Below are 23,440 nucleotides of genomic sequence, written 5' to 3'. Positions count from 1 at the left end.
CCTTTCACCCGATGAGGAGTGACACAGATGGGGAAGGACGAGTTCAGCGAGAAGGCCCAGCAGGCCAAGCGCAAGGCGCAGGGCCAGCAGGGCCAGCAGACCCAGCGGGGGCAGCAGGGGCAGCGAGGCCAGCAGGGCCAGCAGACCCAGCGGGGCCAGCGGGGTCAGGAGCCGCGCCGCGACCAGGACCGGCCCGAAAGCCGTGAACAGGCCGAGCGTATGGGCCGGGAGCGCCGCCAGCAGGGCATGGGCGACGAGATGCGGGACCAGGAGCCGTTCGAGGAGATGTAAGCCGTCTCGTCGACGGGTTGGTGAAGAGTGTGCGCGAGGGGGCGCATCCGTCAGGGGATGCGCCCCCGGCACGCATGAGTCAGCTCAGTTCATGCGCCAGCCCGTTGCCCCGCGCTCAACCGTCGCCCCGCGGGGGGAGTTTCGGGCGTCGCCGGTCCGGTACCTGGCCATAGCCCGGTGGGGCCGCGGCCGGATGCCGTTCCAGCAGGTCCAGCGCCGTACGCACCGCGACCCCCAGCTGTGGATGGCGGCCCTCCGCCCAGTCCAGCGGGGAGCGGGGCGCCGGGATGTCCGGCTCCACGCCATGGTTCTCGACCCCCCACCCGTAGGCGTCGAACCAGGCGGCGTTCATCGGCACCGTGATCGCCGTACCGTCGCCGAGCGGATGGCGGCCGGTCATGCCGACCACACCGCCCCAGGTCCGCAGCCCCACCACCGGGCCGATGCCCTGGATCTTGAAGGCCGCGGTGATCATGTCGCCGTCGGAGGAGGTCGCCTCGTCCGCGACCGCGACGATCGGCCCGCGCGGCGCGTTGCTGGTGTACGACACCGGCTGGGCGTTGCGCGTGAGGTCCCAGCCCATCACGGTGCGGGTCAGCTTCTCGACCACCAGCTCGCTGATGTTGCCGCCCGCGTTCCCCCGGACGTCCACGATCAGCGCGGGGAACGACACCTCCCGGCGCAGGTCCCGGTTGAACTGCGCCCAGCCGGAGCCGCCCATGTCCGGGATGTGCAGATAGCCGCACCGCCCGTCGCTCAACTCCCGTACCACCGCCCGCCGCCTGGCCACCCAGTCCTGGTAGCGCAGCGGCCGCTCGTCGATCAGCGGGACGACCGCGATCCGGCGCGGCGGGCCCTCGCCGTCCGGGGCGGCGAAGGTCAGCTCGACGGTGGTGCCGCCCGCCGCGGTCAGCAGCGGGCAGGGACCGGCCACCGGATCCACCGGGCGGCCGTCGACATGAGTGAGCCGGGCGCCTTCGCGGATGCCGGAGCCCGCGAGCGGCGAGCGCGCCCGGGAGTCGGAGGACTCGCCGGGCAGGATGCGGGAGACCTGCCACGCCCCGTCCTCGGTGCGCGTGAAGTCGGCGCCGAGCAGCCCGATGGGGCGCTGGTAGTGGGCCGGGCCCTCGTTGCGGCGCGCGGCCTGGACGTAGGCGTGCGAGGTGCCCAGTTCGCCCAGGACCTCGCGCAGCAGATCGGCGAACTCGTCGGGGGAGGCGACCCGTTCGACCAGCGGCCGGTACTGGTCGAGCACCCCGTCCCAGTCGACGCCGCACATGCCCGGCTCCCAGAAGTAGGCCCGGGTGATGCGGCCCGCCTCCTCGTACGCCTGCCGCCACTCGGCCGCCGGGTCCACCGTGTGCTGGATGCGGCGCATGTCGATCTGGACCGTGGAGTCGCTGTCGCCCGACTCGGTGGCGGGCACCGCCCGCAGATCGCCGTCGTCGATGACGACGAGCCGGGAGCCGTCGCCGCTGACCCGGAACCAGTCCAGCTCGCTGGTGAGTTCGGTGCGCTTGGCCTTGGCCAGGTCGAAGTGTTCGAGGGTGGGGCGGTCGGAGGTGTCGGCGGGGTTGGCGAACGTCTCGCCGAGCGCGCCCGAGATCGGCCAGCGCAGCCACACCAGGCCGCCGCCGCTGACCGGCCACAGCGAGGAGTATTTGGAGGCGGCCACCGGGAAGGCGGTGACCCGGCTGGGCAGCCCCTCCACCTCGACGGTCACCGTGCCGTCGCCGTCCCCGCCCCCGTCGCCGTCGTCCGGGTCGAGCCCGCCCGCCGCCGGCCTGCCCTCGGGGGAGAGCGCGAAGGGCGAGGGCGTGGCGGAGGACAGCGGTACGAGATAGGGGCGGCAGCCGAGCGGGAAGGACAGGTCGCCGGTGTGCACGTCGTAGACGGGGTCGAAGCCGCGCCAGGACAGGAAGGCGAGATAGCGGCCGTCGCTGGTGAAGACCGGTTCCTCGTCCTCGAACCGCCCGCTGGTCACGTCCACTATGGTCCGGTCCGTCAGCCGCGCGATCTTGATGGAGCGCAGGCTGCGCCCGATGCCGGGATGGGACCAGGCCAGCCAGGCCGAATCGGGTGAGAAGGCGAGGTCGGCGACCGGGCCGTTGAGCGATCGGACCAGTTCGGTGACCTCGCCGTCCCCGTCCGCGGAGGTGTCCACGAGCAGCAGCCGGCCGTCGTGGGCGGCGATGGCGAGCCGGTCGCCGTCGGGCGAGGGCTCCATCTCGCGCACCCGCCCCAGCCGGCCCGCGGCCAGCCGCCGTGGTTCGCCCGTCTCGCTCGCCCGCGGCAGATAGGCGATCTCGATCGTGTCCTCGCCCTCCGCGTCCGTCACATAGGCGACGCGCCCGCTGGAGCCCAGGATCTCGGGCATCCGCACCCGGACGCCCGGGGTGTCGGCGAGCGTGCGGGCGGGGCCGTCGCGATGGGTGAGCCAGTACAGGCTGCCGCGTACACACACCGCGCTGGCCCGGCCAGTGGTGTCCACGGACAGCGAGTCGACGTGGGAGGCGGCCGGCACCTGATAGGGCCGCCGACCGGCGCGCGCCCCGCCGAGCCGCACCCGCAGCCGACGGGGTTCGGCGTCCGGGCCGAGGTCGTCCACCAGCCACAGATCCCCGGCGCACTGGTAGACGACGCGGCTGCCGTCGGTCGAGGCGTGGCGGGCGTAGAAGTCGTCGTGGTCGGTGTGGCGGCGCAGACCGGTGCCGTCGGGCAGGCAGGAGTAGAGATTGCCGACGCCCTCGTGGTCGGAGAGGAAGGCGATGCGCCCGCCGACCACCATGACCGAGTCCAGGTGGCCGTCGAGTTCGGGCAGCAGCCGGGTGCCGCCCAGCCACAGCCGGCCGGTCGCGCCGCCCCGGTAGCGCTTCCAGGAGGCTGGCTCGTGCGGTGGCTTGCCGGTGAGCAGCAGGGTGCGCCGCTCACCGTCCGAGCGCCGCTCACCGTCCGGCCCGGAGCCGACGGCGATGTCGGGCACGGCGATGTCGGGCACGGCGATGTCGGGCACGGCGATGTCGGCCACGGCGATGTCGGCCACCGGCCCCCACGGCAGCCGGCTGCCGGGGCTGCCGTCGGTGGGCAGGCTGTAGGCCCAGGAGAAGTGCGAGAAGGGCTGGCCGTGCGAGGACACGGCGAGGATGCGGGAGGCGCCGTCCTGGTCGGGTGGCGTCCAGCCGCACACCCGGGCGTCCTCGCTGCCCCAGTAGGTCAGCCGCCGGGTGGGGCCGCCGTCCACCGGGGCGAGGTGGATCTCGGGGTCGAGGCTGCGCCAGTTCGTGTACGCGATGTGGGAGCCGTCGGGGGAGAAGCGGGGATGGCCGACCCGGGTCCGGTCGACGGTCAGTCGCCACGCCCGCCCGGGCGGTTCGCCGCGGGCGGTCAGCGGGGCGACCCACAGATCGTCCTCGGCGGCGAAGCACAGCAAGTCGCCGTGCAGATGCGGAAATCGCAGATACGCGCGGTCGGTGTCGCTGGTGTCCCTCACCTCATCCATGGTTTCGGCCTCGGTCCGGCAAAGCAACTCGGTTCTGTGACGCACACCACGAACGAAACGGCATGGTTTCGCTATCTGGGTGGTGCAGGGGGTCGTATGGTTGAAGAGTACGAAACCGTTTCGTTCGAAAGAGGGGCGCCATGCCGACGGCCCAGCCCGCCGACCAGCCGGTCGACGACCGGCCCACGGCCCGGGTCCGCCGCAGTCGGCTGTCCCCCGAGCGGGAGGGCGAGCTGTACGAGGCCGTGATCGAGCTGCTCGGGGAGGTCGGGTACGACGCGCTGACCATGGACGCCGTCGCCGCGCGCACGCATTCCAGCAAGGCCACGCTCTACCGCCAGTGGAAGAGCAAACCGCAGCTGGTGGCCTCCGCGCTGCGGCACACCAAGCCCGTTGCGCTGCAGGAGGTCGACACCGGATCGCTGCGCGGCGACCTGCACGAGATCGTGCGGTGCGCCGGCGGCATCTGGGAGCGTGACGCGGCTCTGATGAGGGGGCTGGCCCAGGCGGTCCACACCCATCCGGACCTCCATCAGGCCCTCCAGGAACTGCTGTTCCATCCCGATATGGACGCTCTCGACGCACTGCTGCGGCGTGCCGTCGACCGGGGGGAAGTGGCTCCGGACAGACCCGCCTTGCGTTACGTCGTGCACATGGTGTGCGGCGCCCTCGCCGCCCGGCCGCTGATCGACGGCGAAGAGCCGGACCTCGCCTACCTCAGCGCATACATCGACGCCGTGGTCCTCCCCGCCCTCGGCCTCTGACCCTCCCCACCCCGCACCTACCCCATACGGACATACGGACCCAGCCGGCGCGCCGCTCTCGTCGCCGGTCGGGTCGCGCACACCTGCCAGCAGTGACACCGATTCGACGGGAGCACCTCTCCTCGTGGCCACGTTCCTTTACAAACTCGGTCGATTCGCCTTCCGGCGACGCCGTTTCGTCGCCCTGATATGGGTGGCGCTCCTGGCTGTCGCCGGAGTCGGCGCCGCGACCGCCTCGCCCCCCGCCAACGACAGCTTCTCCATCCCGGGCACCGAGGCCCAGAAGGCCTTCGACCTCCTGGAGAAGCGTTTCCCGGGCGGCAACGCCGACGGCGCCACCGCCCGGGTGGTCTTCCGTGCGCCCCAGGGCGAGAAGATGACCGACCCGGCCAACAAGGCCGTGGTCACGAAGACCGTCGCCGACCTCAAGGCCAGCTCTCCGCAGGTCGCCTCCGTCGCCGACCCGTACAAGGCCCGGGCCGTCTCCAAGGACGGCACCACCGCGTACATCCTGACCAGCTACAAGGTCAACGCCATGGAGCTGGAGGACACCGCCAAGGACAGTCTGAAGGCGGCAGGGGAGAAGGCGCAGAAGTCGGATCTCACGGTGGCGATCGGCGGTGACGCGCTCCAGGAGATGCCGGAGACCGGCTCCACCGAGATCATCGGCATCGTGGTCTCCGCGATCGTCCTCGCCATCACCTTCGGCTCGCTGGTGGCCGCCGGGCTGCCGCTGCTGACCGCGCTCATCGGCGTCGGCATCGGCATCTCCGGGATCACCGCGCTCGCCACCACCCTCGGACTGTCCGCGACGACCTCGACGCTGGCGATGATGATCGGCCTCGCGGTCGGCATCGACTACGCGCTCTTCATCGTCTCCCGCTACCGCGCCGAACTGGTCGAGGGCCGGGAGCGCGAGGAGGCCGCCGGGCGGGCCGTGGGCACCGCGGGCTCCGCGGTCGTCTTCGCCGGTCTCACCGTCGTCATCGCGCTGGTCGGCCTCGCGGTCGTCAACATCCCGATGCTGTCCAAGATGGGCTTCGCGGCGGCCGGCACGGTGGTCATCGCCGTCCTCGTCGCGATCACCCTCATCCCGGCGCTGCTGGGCTTCGCGGGCAAGCGGGTGTACGGGCGCAAGGCGCGCAAGCGGATGGCGGAGGCGGCTTCCGCTGCCGCGGAGGGCACGCAGGCGGAGGAGAAGCCCAACATGGGCACCCGCTGGGCCCGGTTCGTGATGCGCCGCCCGGTGGCGGTGCTGCTGCTCGGTGTGGTCGGCCTCGGCGCCGCCGCGGTGCCCGCGCTCAGCCTGGAGCTGGGGCTGCCGGACGACGGTTCGCAGCCGGTCAGCAGCCAGAAGCGGCAGGCGTACGACATGATCTCCGACGGCTTCGGCCCGGGCTTCAACGGCCCGCTGATGGTGGTCGCCGACACCAAGGGCAGCGACGACCCCAAGGCCGCGGTGAACAAGGTGAGGAAGACCATCGCCGGTCTGGACGGCGTCGCGGCCGTCACCCCGGCGACGTTCAACAAGCCCGGCGACACGGCGATGCTCACCGTCGTACCGAAGTACAAGCCGAGCAGTGTCGACACCGAGAAGGTCGTCTCCGACATCCGGGACGAGGCGGGCTCCTTCACGTCCGACACCGGCGCCGAGGTGCTGGTGACCGGTCAGACGGCGATGAACATCGACGTCTCGCAGAAGCTGAACGACGCGCTGGTGCCGTATCTGGCGCTGGTCGTCGGGCTGGCCTTCCTGCTGCTGATGATCGTCTTCCGGTCGATCCTGGTCCCGCTCAAGGCGGCGCTCGGCTTCCTGCTGTCCGTCGTCGCGGCGCTCGGCGCGGTGGTCGCCGTCTTCCAGTGGGGCTGGGCGGCGGACCTGTTCGGCGTCGAGGAGACCGGCCCGATCATGAGCATGATGCCGATCTTCATGATCGGTGTGGTGTTCGGGCTGGCCATGGACTACGAGGTCTTCCTGGTGACCCGGATGCGCGAGGCGTACATCCACGGCGAGCGCCCCGGCCAGGCCGTCGTCACCGGCTTCCGGCACGGCGCCCGGGTGGTCAGCGCGGCCGCCGTCATCATGATCAGCGTCTTCGCCGGGTTCATCGGCTCGTCCGAGGCGATGGTGAAGATGATCGGCTTCGGTCTGGCCACCGCGGTCCTCTTCGACGCCTTCGTGGTCCGCATGGCCATCGTCCCGGCGGTGCTGGCGCTGCTCGGCAAGGCGGCGTGGTGGCTGCCGCGCTGGCTCGACAAGGCGCTGCCCAACGTGGACGTCGAGGGCGAGGGGCTGCGCAAGCAGCTCGGGGCGGACGCCGCGCCGGGACGCGACGCGGACGCCAAGGGCTCCGAGAAGGACCCGGAGCTGAGCCGGGTGTAACCGGCGGCGCAGACGCCCAACGCACGCCCCGGCGGCGGCTCTTCCCAGGCGGGAGGGCCGCCGCCAGCGCTTTCGCGGGGTGGGTGCTCTTGCGAATGATGTGCAGTTAGGTCACCATCGAGCGGATACCCGCAGCTCAGGAGCGGAGCCCCGCCATGCATGTCCCCGATGGATTCATCGACGCCCCCGTATCGGTGGCGACCGGTGCCGTCGCCGCCGCCGCGGTCGCCGTCAGCCTGCGCGGCGCGCGGCGCGAACTCGACGAGCAGGCGGCGCCGCTGGCCGGGCTGGTCGCGGCGTTCATCTTCGCCGTCCAGATGCTGAACTTCCCCGTCGCCGCGGGCACCAGCGGGCATCTGCTCGGCGGGGCGCTGGCCGCGATCCTCGTCGGCCCCTATACGGGCGTGCTGTGCGTCTCCGTGGTGCTGCTCATGCAGGGCGTCCTCTTCGCGGACGGCGGCCTCACCGCGCTCGGCGTCAACATCACGGACATGGCGGTCGTCACCACGGTCGTCGCCTACGGGATCTTCCGCGCCGTGCTGAAGCTCGCCCCGAACCGGCGCCGCACGGTCACCGTGGCGTCCTTCGTCGCCGCCCTGGTCTCCGTCCCGGCCGCCGCCGTCGCCTTCACCGCGATCTACGCGCTGGGCGGGACGACCGACGTGGCGATCGGCAAAGTCTTCACCGCGATGGTCGGCGTGCATGTGCTGATCGGCATCGGCGAGGCGGCCATCACGTCCCTGACGGTCGGCGCCGTGATGGCCGTACGACCGGATCTGGTCCACGGCGCACGCGGCGTGACCGCGCGCCGCCTGGAACTCCGTACCGGTGCCCCGGTGCGCACCCCGGCCCCGGCGTCACCCGCCGGGAACGCCGGGAACGCCGGGAACCTCGGGGACGCCGACCCCGCCGCGCCCGCCGCCGCTCGTGCGGTCACGGCGGCACCCGCGGGCACGGACGCGGAAACCGCCGCCCCCACGGCCGCCGCACCTCGGCGCTCCGCGCGCCGGGTGTGGGCGGCCGGGCTCGGGGCCGCGCTGCTGTGCGCGGGCGTCGTCAGCTTCTACGCGTCCGCCAGCCCCGACGGGCTGGAGAAGGTCGCGCAGGACAAGGGCATCGACCAGAAGACCGAGGACCACGCCGCCAAGGACTCCCCGCTCGCCGACTACGGCGTCAAGGACATCTCCAACGCCCGCCTCTCCGGCGGCCTCGCCGGGGTGATCGGGGTCGGCGCGACGCTCGCCGTGGGGACCGGGGTCTTCGTCGTCGTACGGCGCCGCCGGGCCGAGACCGACGCCGAGGCGCGCTGAGATGGGGGCGGGACACGCGCATACGCTCTACCGGGCGGGCCGCTCACCGGTCCACACCCTCCCCCCGCACTGCAAGATCGCCGCCGTCTTCTGCTTCGTCCTCGTCGTCGTCGCGACGCCCCGAGAGGCGCTGTGGGCGTTCGGCCTGTACGCCGTGCTGCTGGCGGCGGTGGCGGCGACGGCCCGCATCCCGGCCGGGTTTCTGCTGAGGCGTCTGCTGATCGAGATCCCGTTCGTGGCCTTCGCCGTGCTGATGCCGTTCGTCGCGGAGGGCGCGCGGGTGGACGTACTCGGGCTGTCGCTCAGCGAGTCCGGGCTGTGGGGTGCCTGGAACATCCTGGCCAAGGGCACGCTCGGGGTCGCCGCGTCCGTCATCCTGGCGTCCACGACCGAGCTGCGCGCCCTGCTGCTGGGGCTCCAGCGGCTGCGGATGCCGCCGCTGCTGGTGCAGATCGCGTCCTTCATGATCCGCTACGGGGACGTCATCACCGACGAGATGCGCCGGATGCGGATCGCCCGCCGCTCGCGCGGCTTCGAGGCGCGCGGGGTGCGGCAGTGGGGCGTGCTCGCGAAGTCGGCCGGAGCGCTGTTCATCCGCTCCTACGAGCGGGGCGAACGGGTCCACCTGGCGATGCTCAGCCGTGGCTACACGGGCACGATGCCGGTGATCGACGAGGTGACCGCGTCCCGTGCACAGTGGAGTTACGCCGCCGCACTTCCGCTGACCGCGCTGGCGGTCTGCCTGACCGGATGGATGCTCACATGACCTCCGCCCCGCCGTCCCTCCAGGTGTCCGGCCTCGCCTACGCCTACCCCGACGGCCACCAGGCGCTCTTCGGCGTCGAGCTGACCGTGGCGCGCGGTGAGCGGGTGGCGCTGCTCGGCCCCAACGGGGCGGGCAAGACCACCCTCGTGCTGCATCTGAACGGCATCCTGGAGGGGGGCGCCGGATCGGTCACGGTCGCCGGGCTGCCGGTGACCAAGCCGAACCTGGCCGAGATCCGCCGCCGGGTGGGCATCGTCTTCCAGGACCCGGACGACCAGCTGTTCATGCCGACCGTGCGCGAGGACGTGGCGTTCGGCCCGGCCGCCGCCGGGATGCGCGGCGCGGAGCTGGCGGAGCGGGTCCACCGGGCCCTGGACCGGGTGGGGATGGCCGAGTTCGCGGACCGGCCGCCGCACCACCTGTCCTTCGGGCAGCGCAGGCGGGTGGCGGTCGCGACCGTGCTGGCCATGGAGCCGGAGATCCTCGTCCTGGACGAGCCCTCCTCCAACCTCGACCCGGCCTCGCGCCGCGAACTGGCCGACATCCTGCGCGCCCTGGACGTCACCGTGCTGATGGTCACCCACGACCTGCCGTACGCGCTGGAGCTGTGCCCGCGGTCCGTGGTGCTCAGCGGGGGAGTGATCGCGGCCGACGGGGGTACCCAGGACCTGCTGTGCGACCAGGAGCTGATGCGGGAGCACCGGCTGGAGCTGCCCTTCGGCTTCGACCCCCGCTCGGTGACGGCCCCGGTCTGACGTCCCGGCCGGGCTCGTTGCACCATAAGGACGGCAGCACGGTCGGATCGGCAGGGTGGGAGTCGGATCAGTGGTGGACGTCCAGGGCACGGTGGCCGACGGATTCGAACCGGTCCGGGACGCCTTCGCGGACAACTTCGCGAAGCGCGGTGACCGCGGCGCGGCCATCGTCCTCTACCGGGACGGGGAGAAGGCCGTCGACCTGTGGGGCGGTACGAAGGACCCGGCCGAGGACGGCGACGGCGAGCCGTGGGCCCAGGACACCGCGCAGGTCGTCCGCTCCGTCACCAAGGGCGTCGCCTCCGCCGTACCGCTGCTGCTCCACCAGCGCGGCCAGCTCGACCTGGACGGCCGGGTCGGCACGTACTGGCCCGAGTTCAAGGAGAACGGCAAGGAACGGGTGCTGGTGCGGCATCTGCTCGCCCACCGCGCCGGGATCCCCGCCCTCGACACCCCGCTGACCCCGGCCGAGGCCATCGACGGCATATCCGGGCCGCGGGCCGTCGCCGCCCAGCGCCCCGACTGGGAGCCCGGCACGGCCCACGGCTACCACGCCCAGACCTACAGCTGGCTGCTGAGCGAGCTGGTGCGACGGGTCACCGGGCGCACCATCGGCCGCTGGATCGCGGAGGAGATCGCCCGGCCGCTCGCCCTGGACCTGTGGCTCGGGCTCCCCGAGGAGCAGCTGGACCGGGTCGGCCGGATCGGCTCGGTGGAGGCGCCGGCCGCGCCCGCCGCACAGGGGCTGCGGCTGCGGCCCAAGCGGTCGGTGGCCGAGGCGTACGCCGACCCGGAGTCGCTGACCCGGCGCGCGTTCGGCGCGATCAGCCCGGTGCCCGACGAGAACGACCCGGCCTATCTCGCCGCCGGGCTGCCCGGCTCCGGCGGCGTCGCCACCGCCGACGCGCTGGCCCGCTTCTACGCCGCGCTGATCGGCCCGCTGCCGTCGGCGCGCACGGCCCGCGCGGGCGGCCGCCTCTTCGCCCCGGCGACGCTGACCCTGGCCCGTACGGAGGAGTCCACCGGGCCGGACCGGGTGCTGGTGGTCGGCACCCGCTTCGGGCTCGGCTACATGCTGCACGGCCCGGCCTGCCCGCTGCTGGGCCCGGGCTCCTTCGGCCACCCGGGGCGGGGCGGCTCGCTCGCCTTCGCCGACCCGGAGGCGCGGATCGGCTTCGCGTACGTCACCAACGGCATGCAGCGCGGCGTCACCGCCGACCCACGGGCGCAGGCCCTGGTGCGCGCCGTACGGACGGCGCTGGCGGCCCAGGAGGCGTAGGCGGGCCCTCCGGGGCTTGAGGGCGCGCGCTTCGGCCTCACCGGCCGGCCCCCGGCGACTGCGCGCCTCCCGGGCCGGGCAGTGACTCCGGCGGGCCCGCCACCGGGCGGGCCCGGTCCGCAACGCGGCGAGAAGGAGTGCACCATGCGCAGATTCGAGGGGTACGCGGTCGTCGTCACCGGCGCGGGGCGCGGCATCGGCGAGGCGACCGCGCGCCGCTTCGCCACCGAGGGCGCCCGCGTCCTCGTCACCGACCTCGACGGTGAACGGGCCGCCCGCGCCGCCGAGTCGATACGCGCCGACGGCGGCGAGGCCGAGGCGCTGGCCTGCGACGTCGCCGAGCGGGCCGACGCGGAGGCGGCCGTCGCGCACGCGGTGGACCGCTTCGGCCGGCTCGACGTCCTGGTCAACAACGCCCACTCCTGCCACGCCGACAGCCCGCTGTTCGAGGACCAGCCGGACGACACGTGGCACCAGGACCTCGACATCACCCTCGGCGGCGCCTTCCGCTGCGCCCGCGCCGCCCTGCCCCATCTGGCCGCGGCCGGCGGCCGCGGCACCATCGTCAACGTCGGCTCGGTCAACGGCCTGCAGGACTTCGGCAACCACGCCTACAGCGCCGCCAAGGCGGGCCTGGGAAGCCTCACCCGCACCCTCGCGGGCCACGCCGCCGCCCGCGGCGTCCGCGTCAACCTCGTCGCCCCCGGCACCATCCGCACCCCCGGATGGGACGGCCGGGAGGACGCGCTGCGCCGCGCCGCCGGCGCCTACCCCCTCGGCCGGGTCGGCGAACCGGCCGACATCGCCGCCGCCATCACCTTCCTGGCCTCCCCCGACGCCGCCTGGATCACCGGCGTCACCCTCCCGGTCGACGGCGGCATCACCATGACCGACACGGCGCTGCGCACGGCCATCCTGGGCGGGTGACCGCTCAGCCCGGGTGCCACATCAGGCCGATGCCCGCCACCATCAGGCCCGCCGCCGCGATGCGGGGGGCGCCGAAGCGCTCCTTGAAGAAGACGGTGCCGATGGCCGCGCCCACGATGATGGAGGATTCACGGAGGGCGGCGACGGGAGCGAGGGCGGCGCGGGTCTGGGCCCACAGGACGAGGCCGTACGCGCAGACCGAGAGGGCGCCGCCGAGCAGACCGCGCGGGGCGACCGGGCGGAGCTGGGCGGCCAGCGCGCGGCGGCGGGTGGCGAGGGCGCAGGCGGGGATGACGAACCCCTGCAGGATCATCAGCCAGGCGATGTAGCCGAGCGGGGTGCCGGAGGCGCGTACGCCGAGGCCGTCGACGACGGTGTACGCGGCGATGGACAGCCCGGTGGCCACGGCGGCGGCCAGGGCGAGCCCCTGGGTGCCGCCGCTTCCCGCCGTACGGGCGCCCCGCGCGCCCCACAGCGCCACGCCCAGCAGCCCCGACGAGGCCACCGCGATGCCCGCCGTCTGCCAGGCGTCCGGGGTCTCGGCGGCGAAGACCGCGGCGAGCACGGTCACCACCAGCGGCGCGGTGCCCCGGGCGATCGGGTACATCTGGCCGAAGTCGCCCAGGTGGAAGGAGCGCATGAGCAGGACGTAGTACCCGAGGTGGAGCACGGCGGAGGCGATCAGATACGGCCAGGCGCCCGCGGCGGGCAGCGGGCTGAAGACGGCCAAAACCACCCCGCACAGCGCGCCGCCGCCGCTCACCAGGGTGAAGGAGAGCAGCTGATCGCGGATGTGGTGGGCGATGGCGTTCCAGCTGGCGTGGGTGATGGCCGCCAGGAGGACGGCGGCCGCGACCAGCGGGGTCATGCGGTGGCGTCGCGCACGTCGGCCACGGTTCCCCCGGCGTGGGCGATCAGCGACGTGGGGTCGAGCGGGAAGACGGTGTGCGGGGTGCCCGCCGCGGCCCAGACGACTCCGTGGTCCAGCAGCCGGCGGTCGGCCAGGACGCGGGTGTGGGTGCGGTGGCCGAAGGGCGGGACGCCGCCGATGGCGTAGCCCGTCGTCTCCCGGACGAGCGCGGCGCTCGCCCGCCGTACCGCATCCGCGCCCAACTCGCGGCGTACCCGCTCGACATCGACCCGGGACGCGCCGTCCACCAGCACCACCACCGGCTTCCCGTCCGCCTCGAAGACGAGGGACTTGACGATCTGGCTCAGCTCACAGCCGACCGCCTCGGCCGCCTCGACGGCGGTGCGGGTGGCGTCGGGGAAGCGGCGGATCTCCACGTCCAGGCCGAGGCCGCGCAGGGCTTCGGCGAAGCGGGGGTGGGCGGCGGTTTCTGAGGTGTCGGAGGCCATGGCACCGACGCTATCGGCGGAGGCCATGGCCCCGCGAGGACATTTCGGGTGACGGAACGCCGTCATCCGCACGGGCGTTCAAGACCCGAACCCGGTCGCCCGCCGATGATCGGACCATGAAACCGCACCCCACACCCGTCAACCTCACCGAGGCCCTGGCCTCGTTCGACGAGGTCTACAGCCCCCGGATCGTCGCCCAGATGAACGACTACGACGTGCGGATCGCCCACACCCTGGGCGACCACATCTGGCACGTGCACGAGGCCACCGACGAGTTCTTCCTGGTGCTCGACGGCCGCTTCGACATCGCCCTGAGGGACGCCGACGGCAAGGAGACGACCGTCCGGCTGACCAAGGGCGACACCTTCGTCGTCCCTCGGGGCACCGAGCACAAGCCGTCGTCGCCGGGCGGCTCGATCCTGATGTTCGAGCCGTCGGGCACCCCGTCGACCGGGGACCGCCACGAGGACGAGATCCCGGACCACGTGGACAGCACCACCGGACACCCCCTCAACTGAAACGATGCCGGGCGGGCGCGGAATTCACCGCGCCCGCCCGGCTCCTCAAGCCGTGTGCGGCCGTACGGGCGTCAGCCGCCCGCGCGCAGCAGCGCGGCCACGATCGGGCCCGCCGTGTCGCCGCCGTGGCCTCCCTCGGGGACCACGCCGGCGGCCGCGAGGTCGCCGTTGTAGGCGGTGAACCAGCCGTTCGGCTTCTCCTGGTTGTCGACCTCGGCCGAACCGGTCTTGGCGCCGAAGTCACCGCTCATCCCGGACATCGCCTGGGCGGCGGTGCCCGAAGTGGCCGTCAGGTGCATCAGCTTGCGCAGCTGGTCCTTGGTGCTCGACTTCATCGTCCGGCTCGCCTTGGCCAGCGTCCGGTTGTCCACCGACGGCGCGACCAGGTACGGCTGGCGGAAGGTGCCGGTGGAGGCGGTGGCCGAGACCGACGCCATGTTGAGCGGGTTCATCCGCACCCCGCCCTGCCCGATCAGCGACGCGCCCTTGGAGGCGGCGGACTGGACCGGCACGGCGCCGTCGAAGGTGGGCACGCCGATCTGCCAGTTGAGGCCGATGCCGAAGACGTCACGGGCCTCCTTCGTCAGATCGTCGTCCTTCAGCTTCGGTGCCTGGCTGATGAAGGCGGTGTTGCAGGAACGGGCGAAGCTCTGCTCGAACGTGCCGTTCTTGATCTCGAACTTCTTGTCGTTCTGGAACTTCCAGCCGCCGTAACTGAAGTACTTCGGGCACGGATGCGCCTTGCCGTACGCGGCCAGACCCTTGTCGATCAGCGTCGCCGAGGTGATGACCTTCATGGTCGAGCCCGGTGCGTACGAGCCCTGGAGCGCCGCATTGAAGCCGCTCGCGGGGGAGTTGGCCACCGCCAGGATCTCACCGGTGCTCGGCTTGACGGCCACGACCGACGCCTTGCTCTTCTTGCTCACCTGCTGTTCGGCGGTGCGCTGGAGCTTCGCGTCGATCGTCGTCTTCAGCGTGCCCGGGGTGCCCTTGGAGAGCACCTTCAGCGTCTCGTCGGGGGACTTGGAGCCCTTGGCGCGGGAGATGAAGGTCTCCACGCCCGCCTTGCCGCCGGCCTTCTTGCCGTACCGCTCGCGCAGCCCGGACAGCACCCCCTTGAGGGTGGGGTGGTCGGTGGCGGTCAGCTCCGTGCCGTCCCGGTCGAGGGCCTTGATCGGTGGTGCCTCGGACTCGCCGGTCTTCAGGGTGTCGCCCTTGCCCAGCTTGGGGTGGACGACCGAGGGCTGCCAGTCGACGACCGGCTTGCCCGTCTTGGTGTCGCGGGTCACGGACAGCGAGGATTCATACGTCCACGGGACGCTGCTCTCACCGCTGTACGCGATCCGGGCGTTGACCGAGAACGGCACCTTGGCGCCGCCGGCCTGGCCCGGATTCAGCTCGACCTTGTCGATATGGGCCTTCTTGCGGTAGCCGCTCAGCGCCGCGGCGGCCGCGTCGCTGTCGTCCGTCAGGGCGGCGGCCTTCGCCGTCTCGCCCGCCGACCAGGCCGCCAGGAACTCGCGGGCGGTGGTCTTGACTTCGGTCGCGCTGGGCGGACCGGTCTTCACCTTCTTCACGGCGTTCTTGTCGTCGCCCGACGCCCCGGCGTTCGCGCCGTCCTTGGAACCCGACGAGTCATCCTGGCCGCTGCCGCAGCCGGCAACACTGACGACCATGGCGGCGAACACCGCACTGACGATCGCGGCTCTCGCGCCACTCCGCATGCAGAACCCCCACTGTGTTCTTCGAGTCCCCCCATCGGTGCGATGGGGGCCGCGGTCCGACGCACTCTACCGGCATCGTGTGAACCCGCCGCGCCCGCTGCCCGCTGGCGGAAGCGCTCCCTCCGGGGGCCGGGGCCGCCGGTCAGATCCAGGTGTCCAGCCACATGCGGGCCCGCCAGGCGTCCATGGGCACCGTCTGGCCCGTGTACAGCGGGAAGAAGTAGATGAAGTTCCAGATGATGAGCAGGACGAGCGCGCCCGCGCCGACCGCGCCCACCACCCGCCGGGTCTCGTTGGCCCCCGGCGGACCCAGCATCGCGCCGACCATCATGGCCACCGCCAGGCACAGGAACGGCACGAACACCACGGCGTAGAAGGAGAAGATGGTGCGTTCCTGGTAGAGGAACCACGGCAGATACCCGGCCGCGATCCCGCCCAGGACGGCGCCCGCCCGCCAGTCGCGCCGCAGCGCCCACCGGAACAGCAGGTAGAGCACCGCGAAGCAGGCCGCCCACCACAGCAGCGGGGTGCCCAGGGCCAGTACCTCGCGCGCGCACTTCTCGGCGGCGTCCTTGGGGCAGCCCTCCTGTCCGGCCCGCGGCGACTCGTAGAAGTACGAGACCGGCCGGGACTGGACCAGCCAGCTCCACGGGTTGGACTGGTAGACGTGCGGGGAGTTCAGGCCCACATGGAACTTGTAGACCTCGGTCTCGTAGTGCCACAGGCTGCGCAGCGGGTTGAGCAGCCAGTCGAAGGCGCCGCCGGTGCCGTAGCCGCCGCCGTCCGGCTTCGGCGACTCGGACCAGTGGCGGAAGTAGCCGCTGTGCTGCCAGCCGTGCGCCCGGCTGAAGCTGCCGCTCGCGGTGAACCAGCCCGACCAGGAGACGACGTAGGTGACGATCGCCACAGGCACCGTCGACAGGAACGCCCACGGCAGGTCCCGCCGCAGCACCGCCCGGTAGGGGCGCGGGGCGCCCGCGGTGCGGCGCGCGCCGACGTCCCACAGGACGGCCATGAGGCCGAAGGCCGCGAGGACGTACAGCCCGTTCCACTTGGTGCCGAGGGCCAGGCCCAGCAGCACCCCGGCCGCGATCCGCCACGGCCGCGCGCCCAGCTTCAGGCCCCAGCCGACCGTCGCGTCGGGTCGGCCGGAGCCGTCCTCGCCGGCCGGAAGCGCGGCCGCGAGCCGGGCCCGGGCCTGGTCCCGGTCGATGAGCAGGGCGCCGAAGGCGGCCAGCACGAAGAACATCAGCACCAGGTCGAGCAGGGCTGTGCGGCTCATCACATAGTGCAGGCCGTCCACGGCCATCAGGGCGCCCGCCAGGCAGCCGAGGAACGTCGAGCGGAACAGCCGCCGCCCGATCCGGCACAGCATCAGCACCGACAGGGTGCCGAGCAGGGCGACCATGAACCGCCAGCCGAAGGGGTGCAGCCCGAAGAACTGCTCGCCGAGACCGATGACCCACTTGCCGACCGGCGGGTGGACCACATAGGACGCGGCGTCGCTCAGCGGGATGTGCTGTGGCGTGTCGAGGATCTTGTCGTTGGCGGTCTTGGGCCAGGTGCCTTCGTACCCGAACCGCCAGATCGACCAGGCGTCCTTGGCGTAGTACGTCTCGTCGAATATGACGTTGTCCGGGCTGCCGAGGCGCCAGAAGCGGGTCAGCCCGGCGACGAGCGCGACCAGCAGCGGCCCGCCCCAGCCGCTCCAGCGGGCGATTCTGGCCGCCACCGCGGGGGTCGCCCCGAGGGTTTCCCACAGCCGGGTGCCCGGCTGCTGGTAGGGCGGGACGAGCCGTTCCCGTACGCCGGGCCGGGAGTGGCCCGCGTATCCGAAACGGCGCAGCCGACGCTGCCAGGCCGGCGGGTGCTGGCCGGCGGCTCGGCCCGGCTGGGCGTGGGTCGCGGTGTCACTGCTCACCGGGCCATCGTAGGGAAGTGGCCAGTGCGTGTGGCGTGGATCAGGTGGTGTCTCACGGAAGCGGCGGCCGACACGGCGGAAACGGGGGCTGCGAGGATGGCCGGGTGACTGGAACGCTCGTACTCGCAGGGACCCCCATCGGCGACACCGCGGACGCGCCCCCGCGGCTGGCCGCCGAGCTGGTGGCGGCCGATGTGATCGCCGCCGAGGACACCCGGCGGCTGCGCCGGCTCACCCAGGCGCTGGACGTCCAGCCGGGCGGCCGGGTGGTGTCCTACTTCGAGGGCAACGAGTCGGCGCGCACCCCCGAACTGGTCGACGCGCTGGCGGGCGGCGCCCGGGTGCTGCTGGTCACCGACGCGGGCATGCCGTCGGTCTCCGACCCCGGCTACCGGCTGGTCGCCGCCGCCGTGGAGCGCGGCATCGCGGTCACCGCGGTGCCCGGCCCGTCCGCCGTGCTCACCGCGCTGGCCGTCTCCGGGCTGCCGGTGGACCGCTTCTGCTTCGAGGGCTTCCCGCCGCGCAAGGCGGGGGAGCGGCTGGCACGGCTGCGCGAGGCCGCGGGCGAGCGCCGCACCCTGGTCTACTTCGAGGCCCCGCACCGGCTGGCCGACACCCTGGCCGCCATGGCGGAGGTGTTCGGCGCGGACCGGCGGGCCGCGGTGTGCCGGGAGCTGACCAAGACCTACGAGGAGGTCCGGCGCGGCCCGCTGGAGGAGCTGGCGGCCTGGGCGGCGGAGGGCGTACGGGGGGAGATCACCATCGTCGTCGAAGGCGCCGCCGAACCGGGCCCCGACGAGGCCGGTCCCGCCGAGCTGGCCCGCCGGGTCGCGGTGCGCGAGGCGGCCGGTGAGCGCCGCAAGGAGGCCATCGCGGCGGTCGCGCAGGCCGCCGGGATACCCAAACGGGTGGTGTTCGACGCGGTCGTGGCGGCAAAGAACGCGGCCCAGGACGGGCCACGCGAAGGTAAAGGGCACCACTGAAAGGCAAAGGGCAGACCTGCCGATCGGGCGGTTTCGATAGTGCACAGCTAAATCTGCGCCAAAGAGAGGGAAGACCTGCTGCGATCCCGCCGGGAAAAGCGTCCACTGGAGGAGAAGCGCGGGGACGTACCAATCCCGGAAGACTTGTCCTGCGGACAAGAGGAGCTGCCATGAGCGATATAGCGGGAGCCTCGAACGGCGTGCACCCGATAACCCGTCCCACCGAGGGCCCGGACGGCGGCGAGGTGGCCCACGAGGCCTACGCCTTCGCCTGCATGAAGTGCGGGCACGGCTGGGAACGGTCGTACGACATCGAACACCACGTGGACGGCGAGGGCCGGTCCTTCGTCGTGTACTTCACCGGCGGAAGTCGCGTCCCGTCTCCGCTGACGAGCCCCGACTGCGTCAACTGCGGTGCGCATCTGGTGCGCATCATGCGCTCGGGCCAGGTCTCGTCGGTCCTGGAGAGCGCGCGGCGCACGCGCCCCGTACCGGAGACGAGGCCGGACGGCGAGGCGGACACCGCGAGCCCCACGCGGCGACGTGGGCACCACTGGCACCTGTCGGATCTCCTGCACCCTTTTTCGCACCATCGCACATGAGCCCGGTCAGGGTCAGCTGAGCGGCCAGGTGTGATTCACCCGACATTCATCGGCATTTATAGAATCACGCGCATGGCGCAATCAGCATCGACCCACGGCGGCAGCGGCGGAACGGGAAGCGGGAAGAACAACGGCGGACAAATCGGCAGGCAAAAGCAAAAGGACGCGCCGCCCCCGCTCCCGGACCCCCTGCGGGTCCCGGTCGCCGACTCCCACACCCATCTGGACATGCAGGCGGGAACCGTCGAGGACGCCCTCGCCAAGGCCGCCTCGGTCGGCGTGACGACCGTCGTCCAGGTGGGATGCGACCTCGCCGGGTCCCGGTGGGCGGCCGAGACCGCGGCCGCCCACGACGCCGTATGGTCCACCGTCGCCCTGCACCCCAACGAGGCACCCCGCATCGTCCTCGGGGACCCCGACGGCTGGTCCCGGCAGGGCGCCCGGCAACCCGGCGGCGACCAGGCCCTCGACGCGGCCCTCGCCGAGATCGACACCCTGGCCGCCCTGCCCCAGGTGCGCGGCGTCGGCGAAACCGGCCTCGACCACTTCCGCACCGGACCCGACGGCATGGCCGCCCAGGAGCGCTCCTTCCGCCGTCACATCGACATCGCCAAGCGGCACGGCAAGGCCCTGGTCATCCACGACCGGGAGGCCCACGACGACGTCCTGCGGGTGCTCGCCGAGGAGGGCGCCCCCGACACCGTCGTCTTCCACTGCTATTCCGGCGACGCCGCCATGGCCAAGGTGTGCGCGGAGCACGGCTACTACATGTCGTTCGCCGGGAACGTCACCTTCAAGAACGCCCAGCCGCTGCGCGACGCCCTCGCCGTCGCCCCCCTCGACCTCCTCCTCGTGGAGACCGACGCGCCCTTCCTCACCCCCGCGCCCTACCGCGGACGGCCTAACGCTCCGTATCTGATTCCGTTCACCCTGCGGGCCATGGCCGACGTCAAGGGTGTGCCCGAAGACACCCTGGCGACCGCCGTGGCGGCCAACACCGCGCGCGTCTTCGGCTATCCGGTTCCCTCCGTCATCGGCGACGCAGGGTAGCCAACTCGCTTTGGAGAGTGACGGAACAGTCCGCTACAGTCCGCGGCGCCCCTGACCGTGGACCCGTGGAGTGTTGTTGTCGTGAGCCGTACGCAGGGCAGCCACCGCGTCCCGGGCGGCCGTGCCGCCGCCCGCCGAGCCGCCCGGCGCGGACGCCCCCCGGCCCGCACCGGTCCGGTGCGGCGGCTGCTGCCCCAGGCACTCGTGGTCGCCGCCCTGGCCGGGGGCACCTCCGCCTTCGTCGCCCAGGACAAGGCGGTACGGCTCAGCGTCGACGGCCACGAGCGCACCCTGCACACCTACGCCGACGACGTCGCCGAACTCCTCGCCGACGAGGACGTCGACGTCAGCCCGCACGACATCGTCGCCCCCGCCCCCGGCCAACCCCTCACCAGCGGCGACGAGATCGCCGTCCGCTACGGCCGCCCCGTCACCCTCACCGTCGACGGCGCACGCCGCCGGGTCTGGACCACCGCCGACACCGTCGACGCCGCGCTGCGCCAGCTCGGCGTCCGCGCCGACGGCGCCCACCTGTCCGCCTCCCGCTCCGCCGCCATCACCCGGCAGGGGCTGGACCTCGACGTCCGCACCGAGCGCACCGTCACCTTCCGCGCCGACGGACGCGCCCACCCGGTCCGCACCAACGCCGCCACCATCGGCGAAGCGCTCACCGAGGCCCGGCTCACCCTGCACGGCCACGACACCACGTCCGTCCCGCTGGACAGCTTCCCGCGCGACGGCCAGACGGTGAAGGTCATGCGCATCACCGGCGGCAGGGAGACCCGACTGACGCCGGTCCCCTTCCCCACCCTCCAGCGCGCCGACCCCACCCTCTTCAAGGGCACCCGACTCGTCGCCCGCGAGGGCCGCCCCGGCACCCTGCGCACCGTCTACCGGGTGCGCACCGTCAACGGCGTACGGCAGCCGCCCCGGAAGCTGCGCTCCGAGATCGTCCGGGCGCCCGTGGCCCGCATCGTCCGGGTCGGTACCATGACCGCGCCGACCGCCGTCGCCGGAGCCGACCGGCTCAACTGGCAGGCCATGGCCCACTGCGAATCCGGCGGCCGCCCCGGCGCGGTCGACAGCTCCGGCCGCTACGGCGGGCTCTACCAGCTCGACCGCCAGACCTGGCACGCCCTCGGCGGCCACGGCAGCCCCCAGGACGCGCCCCCCGCCGAGCAGACCTACCGGGCCAAGAAGCTGTACGTCCAGCGCGGCTCCGCCCCCTGGCCGCACTGCGGCCAGAAGCTGCGGCAGTGAAGGCCGCCGGCGGTGAAGGCCACGGCAGTGAACGGCGTGGCGGCCGGGCCGTAAGCTTTCCCGGTGAGCTCCACCGACCCCGGCACCACCGACGCCCTGCTGGGCCCCGCCGACATCCGCGACCTCGCGGCCCGCCTCGGCGTACGCCCCACCAAGCAGCGCGGCCAGAACTTCGTCATCGACGCCAACACGGTGCGCCGCATCGTGCGCACCGCCGAGGTGCGGCCCGACGACGTCGTCGTCGAGGTCGGCCCCGGTCTCGGCTCCCTGACCCTGGCCCTGCTGGAGGCCGCCGACCGGGTCACCGCGGTCGAGATCGACGACGTCCTGGCCGCCGCCCTCCCGGCCACCGTGGCCGCCCGGCTGCCCGAGCGGGCCGACCGCTTCGCGCTCGTCCACTCCGACGCGCTGCACATCACCGACCTCCCGGGACCCGCCCCGACCGCCCTGGTCGCGAACCTCCCGTACAACGTGGCCGTCCCCGTCCTGCTCAACATGCTCGCCCGCTTCCCCAGCATCGAGCGCACCCTGGTGATGGTGCAGTCCGAGGTCGCCGACCGCCTCGCCGCCCCGCCCGGCTCCAAGGTCTACGGCGTGCCCTCGGTGAAGGCCGCCTGGTACGCGCGCGTCAAGCGGGCGGGCGCCATCGGCCGCAGCGTCTTCTGGCCCGCCCCCAACGTCGACTCCGGCCTCGTCTCCCTGACCCGCCGCACCGAACCCCTCGCGACGACCGCCTCCCGCGACGAGGTCTTCGCCGTCGTCGACGCCGCCTTCGCCCAGCGCCGCAAGACCCTGCGCGCCGCCCTGTCCGGCTGGGCGGGCTCGGCCCCCGCCGCCGAAGCCGCCCTGACGGCGGCGGGCATCTCCCCCCAGGCCCGCGGGGAGTCGCTGACGGTGGAGGACTTCGCCGCGATCGCCGAACACCGCCCCACCCCCTGACCACACGCCCTTTCGGGTGGGGAGGGGTGGGTGACGGCCCGCCGCGGGCGCCCGTGGCCCCCGGCGGGGGCAGTCCGCCGGAGGCGGGACAATGGGCCGCACCGGCAGACGACACCCGAACCCCCACCGAGGAGCCCCGTGACCCGCCCCGTGACCGCCCGCGTCCCCGCGAAGGTCAACGTTCAGCTCGCGGTCGGCGGCCTGCGCCCCGACGGCTTCCACGACCTGGCCAACGTCTTCCTCGCCGTCGGGCTCCACGACGAGGTCACGGCCACCCCCGCCGACACCCTCCGCGTCACCGTCGAGGGCGCCGACGCCGCGCACGTCCCCACCGACCACACCAACCTCGCCGCCCGCGCGGCGATCGCGCTCGCCGCCCGCCACGGCCGGGCGCCGGCCGTGCACCTGCACATCACCAAGAGCATCCCCGTCGCCGGCGGCATGGCGGGCGGCAGCGCGGACGCCGCCGGCGCCCTGCTGGCGTGCGACGCGCTGTGGGGGGCCCGTACGAGCCGCACCGAACTCCTCGCCCTCTGCGCCGACCTGGGCAGCGACGTCCCGTTCAGCCTGGTCGGCGGGGCGGCCCTCGGCCGGGGGCGGGGGGAGCTGCTGACGCCGCTGGAGACGGGCGGCACGTTCCACTGGGTGTTCGCGGTGGCGGACGGCGGGCTGTCCACCCCGGCCGTCTACCGGGAGTGCGACCGCCTGAGGGAGGAGACCGGGGCGGGCGCGACGGTCGCGACGATCCCCGACCCCGAGCCGTCGGAGGCGCTGCTCACGGCGCTGCGCACCGGAGACCCGACCGCGCTGGCCGCCGCCGTGACCAACGATCTGCAGCCCGCCGCGCTCTCGCTGCGCCCGGCGCTCGCCGAGACGCTGCGCGCGGGCGCGGACGCCGGCGCGCTCGCCTCGCTGGTGTCCGGTTCCGGCCCGACCTGCGCGTTCCTGGCGAAGGACGCGGAGGCCGCCCAGCACGTGGCCACCGCGCTCGCGGCCTCCCGCACCTGCCGCACCGTACGGACGGCGTCCGGCCCGGTGCCCGGGGCGACGGTCACCACCGCCTGACCGCGACTACCCTGGGACGTCGATCGATCCGCGTAACAGGAGTGT

At 73.1% G+C, this 23,440-nt stretch carries 20 protein-coding genes; 15 read left to right on the top strand and 5 right to left on the bottom strand.

Translation table 11 applies throughout. The features are described 5' to 3' along the window. Nucleotides 1-27: 27 nt before the first annotated feature. Nucleotides 28-291, top strand: a complete 264-nt coding sequence (locus ASC60_RS41535) for a hypothetical protein (RefSeq protein WP_055548522.1) — start codon at nt 28-30, stop codon at nt 289-291. 115 nt (nt 292-406) lie between these two features. Here ASC60_RS41535 and ASC60_RS08810 read toward each other — a convergent pair whose 3' ends face one another. Then, entirely contained in the window at nt 407-3,790 is a 3,384-nt protein-coding gene (locus ASC60_RS08810) for a S41 family peptidase (protein ID WP_055548520.1), read from the bottom strand. A gap of 140 nt (nt 3,791-3,930) precedes the next feature. On the opposite strand from ASC60_RS08810, the gene ASC60_RS08805 reads away from it, so the two are divergent. From ASC60_RS08805 to ASC60_RS08775, 7 genes are all read left to right on the top strand, one after another. Beyond that, nucleotides 3,931-4,554, top strand: a complete 624-nt coding sequence (locus ASC60_RS08805; protein WP_055548518.1) for a TetR/AcrR family transcriptional regulator — start codon at nt 3,931-3,933, stop codon at nt 4,552-4,554. A 124-nt stretch (nt 4,555-4,678) separates the two neighbouring features. Further along, a complete protein-coding gene (locus ASC60_RS08800) occupies nt 4,679-6,937 on the top strand; it encodes an MMPL family transporter (protein WP_055548516.1) in 2,259 nt (752 codons plus the stop codon). A 155-nt stretch (nt 6,938-7,092) separates the two neighbouring features. Beyond that, nucleotides 7,093-8,247: an energy-coupling factor ABC transporter permease gene (locus ASC60_RS08795; protein ID WP_055548514.1), complete on the top strand. Its 1,155-nt coding sequence runs from the start codon at nt 7,093-7,095 to the stop codon at nt 8,245-8,247. A gap of 1 nt (nt 8,248) precedes the next feature. Continuing rightward, the gene (gene cbiQ / locus ASC60_RS08790; protein ID WP_055548512.1) at nt 8,249-9,013 is read left to right on the top strand and encodes a cobalt ECF transporter T component CbiQ; all 765 of its coding nucleotides are present in this window, start codon (nt 8,249-8,251) and stop codon (nt 9,011-9,013) included. After that, nucleotides 9,010-9,768: an energy-coupling factor ABC transporter ATP-binding protein gene (locus tag ASC60_RS08785; RefSeq protein WP_055548510.1), complete on the top strand. Its 759-nt coding sequence runs from the start codon at nt 9,010-9,012 to the stop codon at nt 9,766-9,768. The genes cbiQ and ASC60_RS08785 overlap by 4 nt, the downstream gene beginning before the upstream one ends. Nucleotides 9,769-9,838: 70 nt before the next feature. Continuing rightward, nucleotides 9,839-11,047, top strand: coding sequence for a serine hydrolase domain-containing protein (locus ASC60_RS08780; RefSeq protein WP_107097010.1), 1,209 nt, complete (start codon nt 9,839-9,841; stop codon nt 11,045-11,047). 144 nt (nt 11,048-11,191) lie between these two features. Next, entirely contained in the window at nt 11,192-11,974 is a 783-nt protein-coding gene (locus ASC60_RS08775) for an SDR family NAD(P)-dependent oxidoreductase (RefSeq protein ID WP_055548506.1), read from the top strand. 4 nt (nt 11,975-11,978) lie between these two features. On the opposite strand, the gene ASC60_RS08770 is transcribed toward ASC60_RS08775, so the two are convergent. Both ASC60_RS08770 and ASC60_RS08765 read right to left on the bottom strand, forming a co-directional pair. Beyond that, nucleotides 11,979-12,842, bottom strand: coding sequence for a DMT family transporter (locus ASC60_RS08770; protein WP_055548504.1), 864 nt, complete (start codon nt 12,840-12,842; stop codon nt 11,979-11,981). After that, entirely contained in the window at nt 12,839-13,333 is a 495-nt protein-coding gene (locus ASC60_RS08765; RefSeq protein WP_055548807.1) for a YbaK/EbsC family protein, read from the bottom strand. The genes ASC60_RS08770 and ASC60_RS08765 overlap by 4 nt, the downstream gene beginning before the upstream one ends. A gap of 116 nt (nt 13,334-13,449) precedes the next feature. Here ASC60_RS08765 and ASC60_RS08760 point away from each other — a divergent pair, with 116 nt between their 5' ends. Next, nucleotides 13,450-13,851 (top strand): cupin domain-containing protein, encoded by a 402-nt coding sequence (locus tag ASC60_RS08760; protein ID WP_055548502.1) that lies wholly within the window; start codon nt 13,450-13,452, stop codon nt 13,849-13,851. A 71-nt stretch (nt 13,852-13,922) separates the two neighbouring features. Here the strand turns inward: ASC60_RS08760 and ASC60_RS08755 are convergent, their stop codons facing one another. Then, the gene (locus ASC60_RS08755; RefSeq protein WP_055548500.1) at nt 13,923-15,575 is read right to left on the bottom strand and encodes a penicillin-binding transpeptidase domain-containing protein; all 1,653 of its coding nucleotides are present in this window, start codon (nt 15,573-15,575) and stop codon (nt 13,923-13,925) included. A 142-nt stretch (nt 15,576-15,717) separates the two neighbouring features. Then, on the bottom strand, nt 15,718-17,496 hold the full coding sequence (locus tag ASC60_RS08750) for a dolichyl-phosphate-mannose--protein mannosyltransferase (RefSeq protein ID WP_055548498.1): 1,779 nt from the start codon (nt 17,494-17,496) through the stop codon (nt 15,718-15,720). A 104-nt stretch (nt 17,497-17,600) separates the two neighbouring features. Here ASC60_RS08750 and rsmI point away from each other — a divergent pair, with 104 nt between their 5' ends. The 6 genes from rsmI to ASC60_RS08720 all read left to right on the top strand — a co-directional run bounded on the left by rsmI (nt 17,601) and on the right by ASC60_RS08720 (nt 23,395). Next, entirely contained in the window at nt 17,601-18,479 is an 879-nt protein-coding gene (rsmI, locus tag ASC60_RS08745) for a 16S rRNA (cytidine(1402)-2'-O)-methyltransferase (protein WP_055548496.1), read from the top strand. A gap of 170 nt (nt 18,480-18,649) precedes the next feature. After that, nucleotides 18,650-19,081, top strand: coding sequence for a hypothetical protein (locus tag ASC60_RS08740; protein WP_055548494.1), 432 nt, complete (start codon nt 18,650-18,652; stop codon nt 19,079-19,081). Between the two features lie 72 nt (nt 19,082-19,153). Further along, nucleotides 19,154-20,131, top strand: a complete 978-nt coding sequence (locus ASC60_RS08735; RefSeq protein WP_234356846.1) for a TatD family hydrolase — start codon at nt 19,154-19,156, stop codon at nt 20,129-20,131. Between the two features lie 81 nt (nt 20,132-20,212). Continuing rightward, nucleotides 20,213-21,391 (top strand): resuscitation-promoting factor, encoded by a 1,179-nt coding sequence (locus ASC60_RS08730; RefSeq protein WP_079038258.1) that lies wholly within the window; start codon nt 20,213-20,215, stop codon nt 21,389-21,391. A gap of 63 nt (nt 21,392-21,454) precedes the next feature. Then, the gene (gene rsmA, locus ASC60_RS08725; RefSeq protein ID WP_055548493.1) at nt 21,455-22,330 is read left to right on the top strand and encodes a 16S rRNA (adenine(1518)-N(6)/adenine(1519)-N(6))-dimethyltransferase RsmA; all 876 of its coding nucleotides are present in this window, start codon (nt 21,455-21,457) and stop codon (nt 22,328-22,330) included. A gap of 138 nt (nt 22,331-22,468) precedes the next feature. Beyond that, nucleotides 22,469-23,395 carry a 4-(cytidine 5'-diphospho)-2-C-methyl-D-erythritol kinase gene (locus tag ASC60_RS08720; RefSeq protein WP_055548491.1) on the top strand — a complete coding sequence of 309 codons (927 nt, stop codon included), beginning with the start codon at nt 22,469-22,471 and terminating at the stop codon, nt 23,393-23,395. Nucleotides 23,396-23,440 lie beyond the last annotated feature (45 nt).

The organism is Streptomyces sp. NBRC 110028 (assembly GCF_001417735.1).
Taxonomy (GTDB): Bacteria; Actinomycetota; Actinomycetes; order Streptomycetales; family Streptomycetaceae; genus Streptomyces.
Note: the sequence above shows the minus strand (reverse complement) of the source record. Positions and strands in the feature narration are given on the sequence as shown.

What these genes read in the sequence shown, in the direction of transcription:
- ASC60_RS08795 (WP_055548514.1), top strand. Translation starts at nt 7,093, where the DNA reads ATGCATGTCCCCGATGGATTCATCGACGCCCCCGTATCGGTGGCGACC.
- ASC60_RS41535 (WP_055548522.1), top strand. Translation starts at nt 28, where the DNA reads ATGGGGAAGGACGAGTTCAGCGAGAAGGCCCAGCAGGCCAAGCGCAAG.
- ASC60_RS08770 (WP_055548504.1), bottom strand. Translation starts at nt 12,842, where the DNA reads ATGACCCCGCTGGTCGCGGCCGCCGTCCTCCTGGCGGCCATCACCCAC.
- ASC60_RS08760 (WP_055548502.1), top strand. Translation starts at nt 13,450, where the DNA reads ATGAAACCGCACCCCACACCCGTCAACCTCACCGAGGCCCTGGCCTCG.
- ASC60_RS08765 (WP_055548807.1), bottom strand. Translation starts at nt 13,333, where the DNA reads ATGGCCTCCGACACCTCAGAAACCGCCGCCCACCCCCGCTTCGCCGAA.
- ASC60_RS08775 (WP_055548506.1), top strand. Translation starts at nt 11,192, where the DNA reads ATGCGCAGATTCGAGGGGTACGCGGTCGTCGTCACCGGCGCGGGGCGC.
- ASC60_RS08785 (WP_055548510.1), top strand. Translation starts at nt 9,010, where the DNA reads ATGACCTCCGCCCCGCCGTCCCTCCAGGTGTCCGGCCTCGCCTACGCC.
- ASC60_RS08755 (WP_055548500.1), bottom strand. Translation starts at nt 15,575, where the DNA reads ATGCGGAGTGGCGCGAGAGCCGCGATCGTCAGTGCGGTGTTCGCCGCC.
- ASC60_RS08810 (WP_055548520.1), bottom strand. Translation starts at nt 3,790, where the DNA reads ATGGATGAGGTGAGGGACACCAGCGACACCGACCGCGCGTATCTGCGA.
- ASC60_RS08740 (WP_055548494.1), top strand. Translation starts at nt 18,650, where the DNA reads ATGAGCGATATAGCGGGAGCCTCGAACGGCGTGCACCCGATAACCCGT.
- ASC60_RS08805 (WP_055548518.1), top strand. Translation starts at nt 3,931, where the DNA reads ATGCCGACGGCCCAGCCCGCCGACCAGCCGGTCGACGACCGGCCCACG.
- ASC60_RS08735 (WP_234356846.1), top strand. Translation starts at nt 19,154, where the DNA reads ATGGCGCAATCAGCATCGACCCACGGCGGCAGCGGCGGAACGGGAAGC.
- cbiQ (WP_055548512.1), top strand. Translation starts at nt 8,249, where the DNA reads ATGGGGGCGGGACACGCGCATACGCTCTACCGGGCGGGCCGCTCACCG.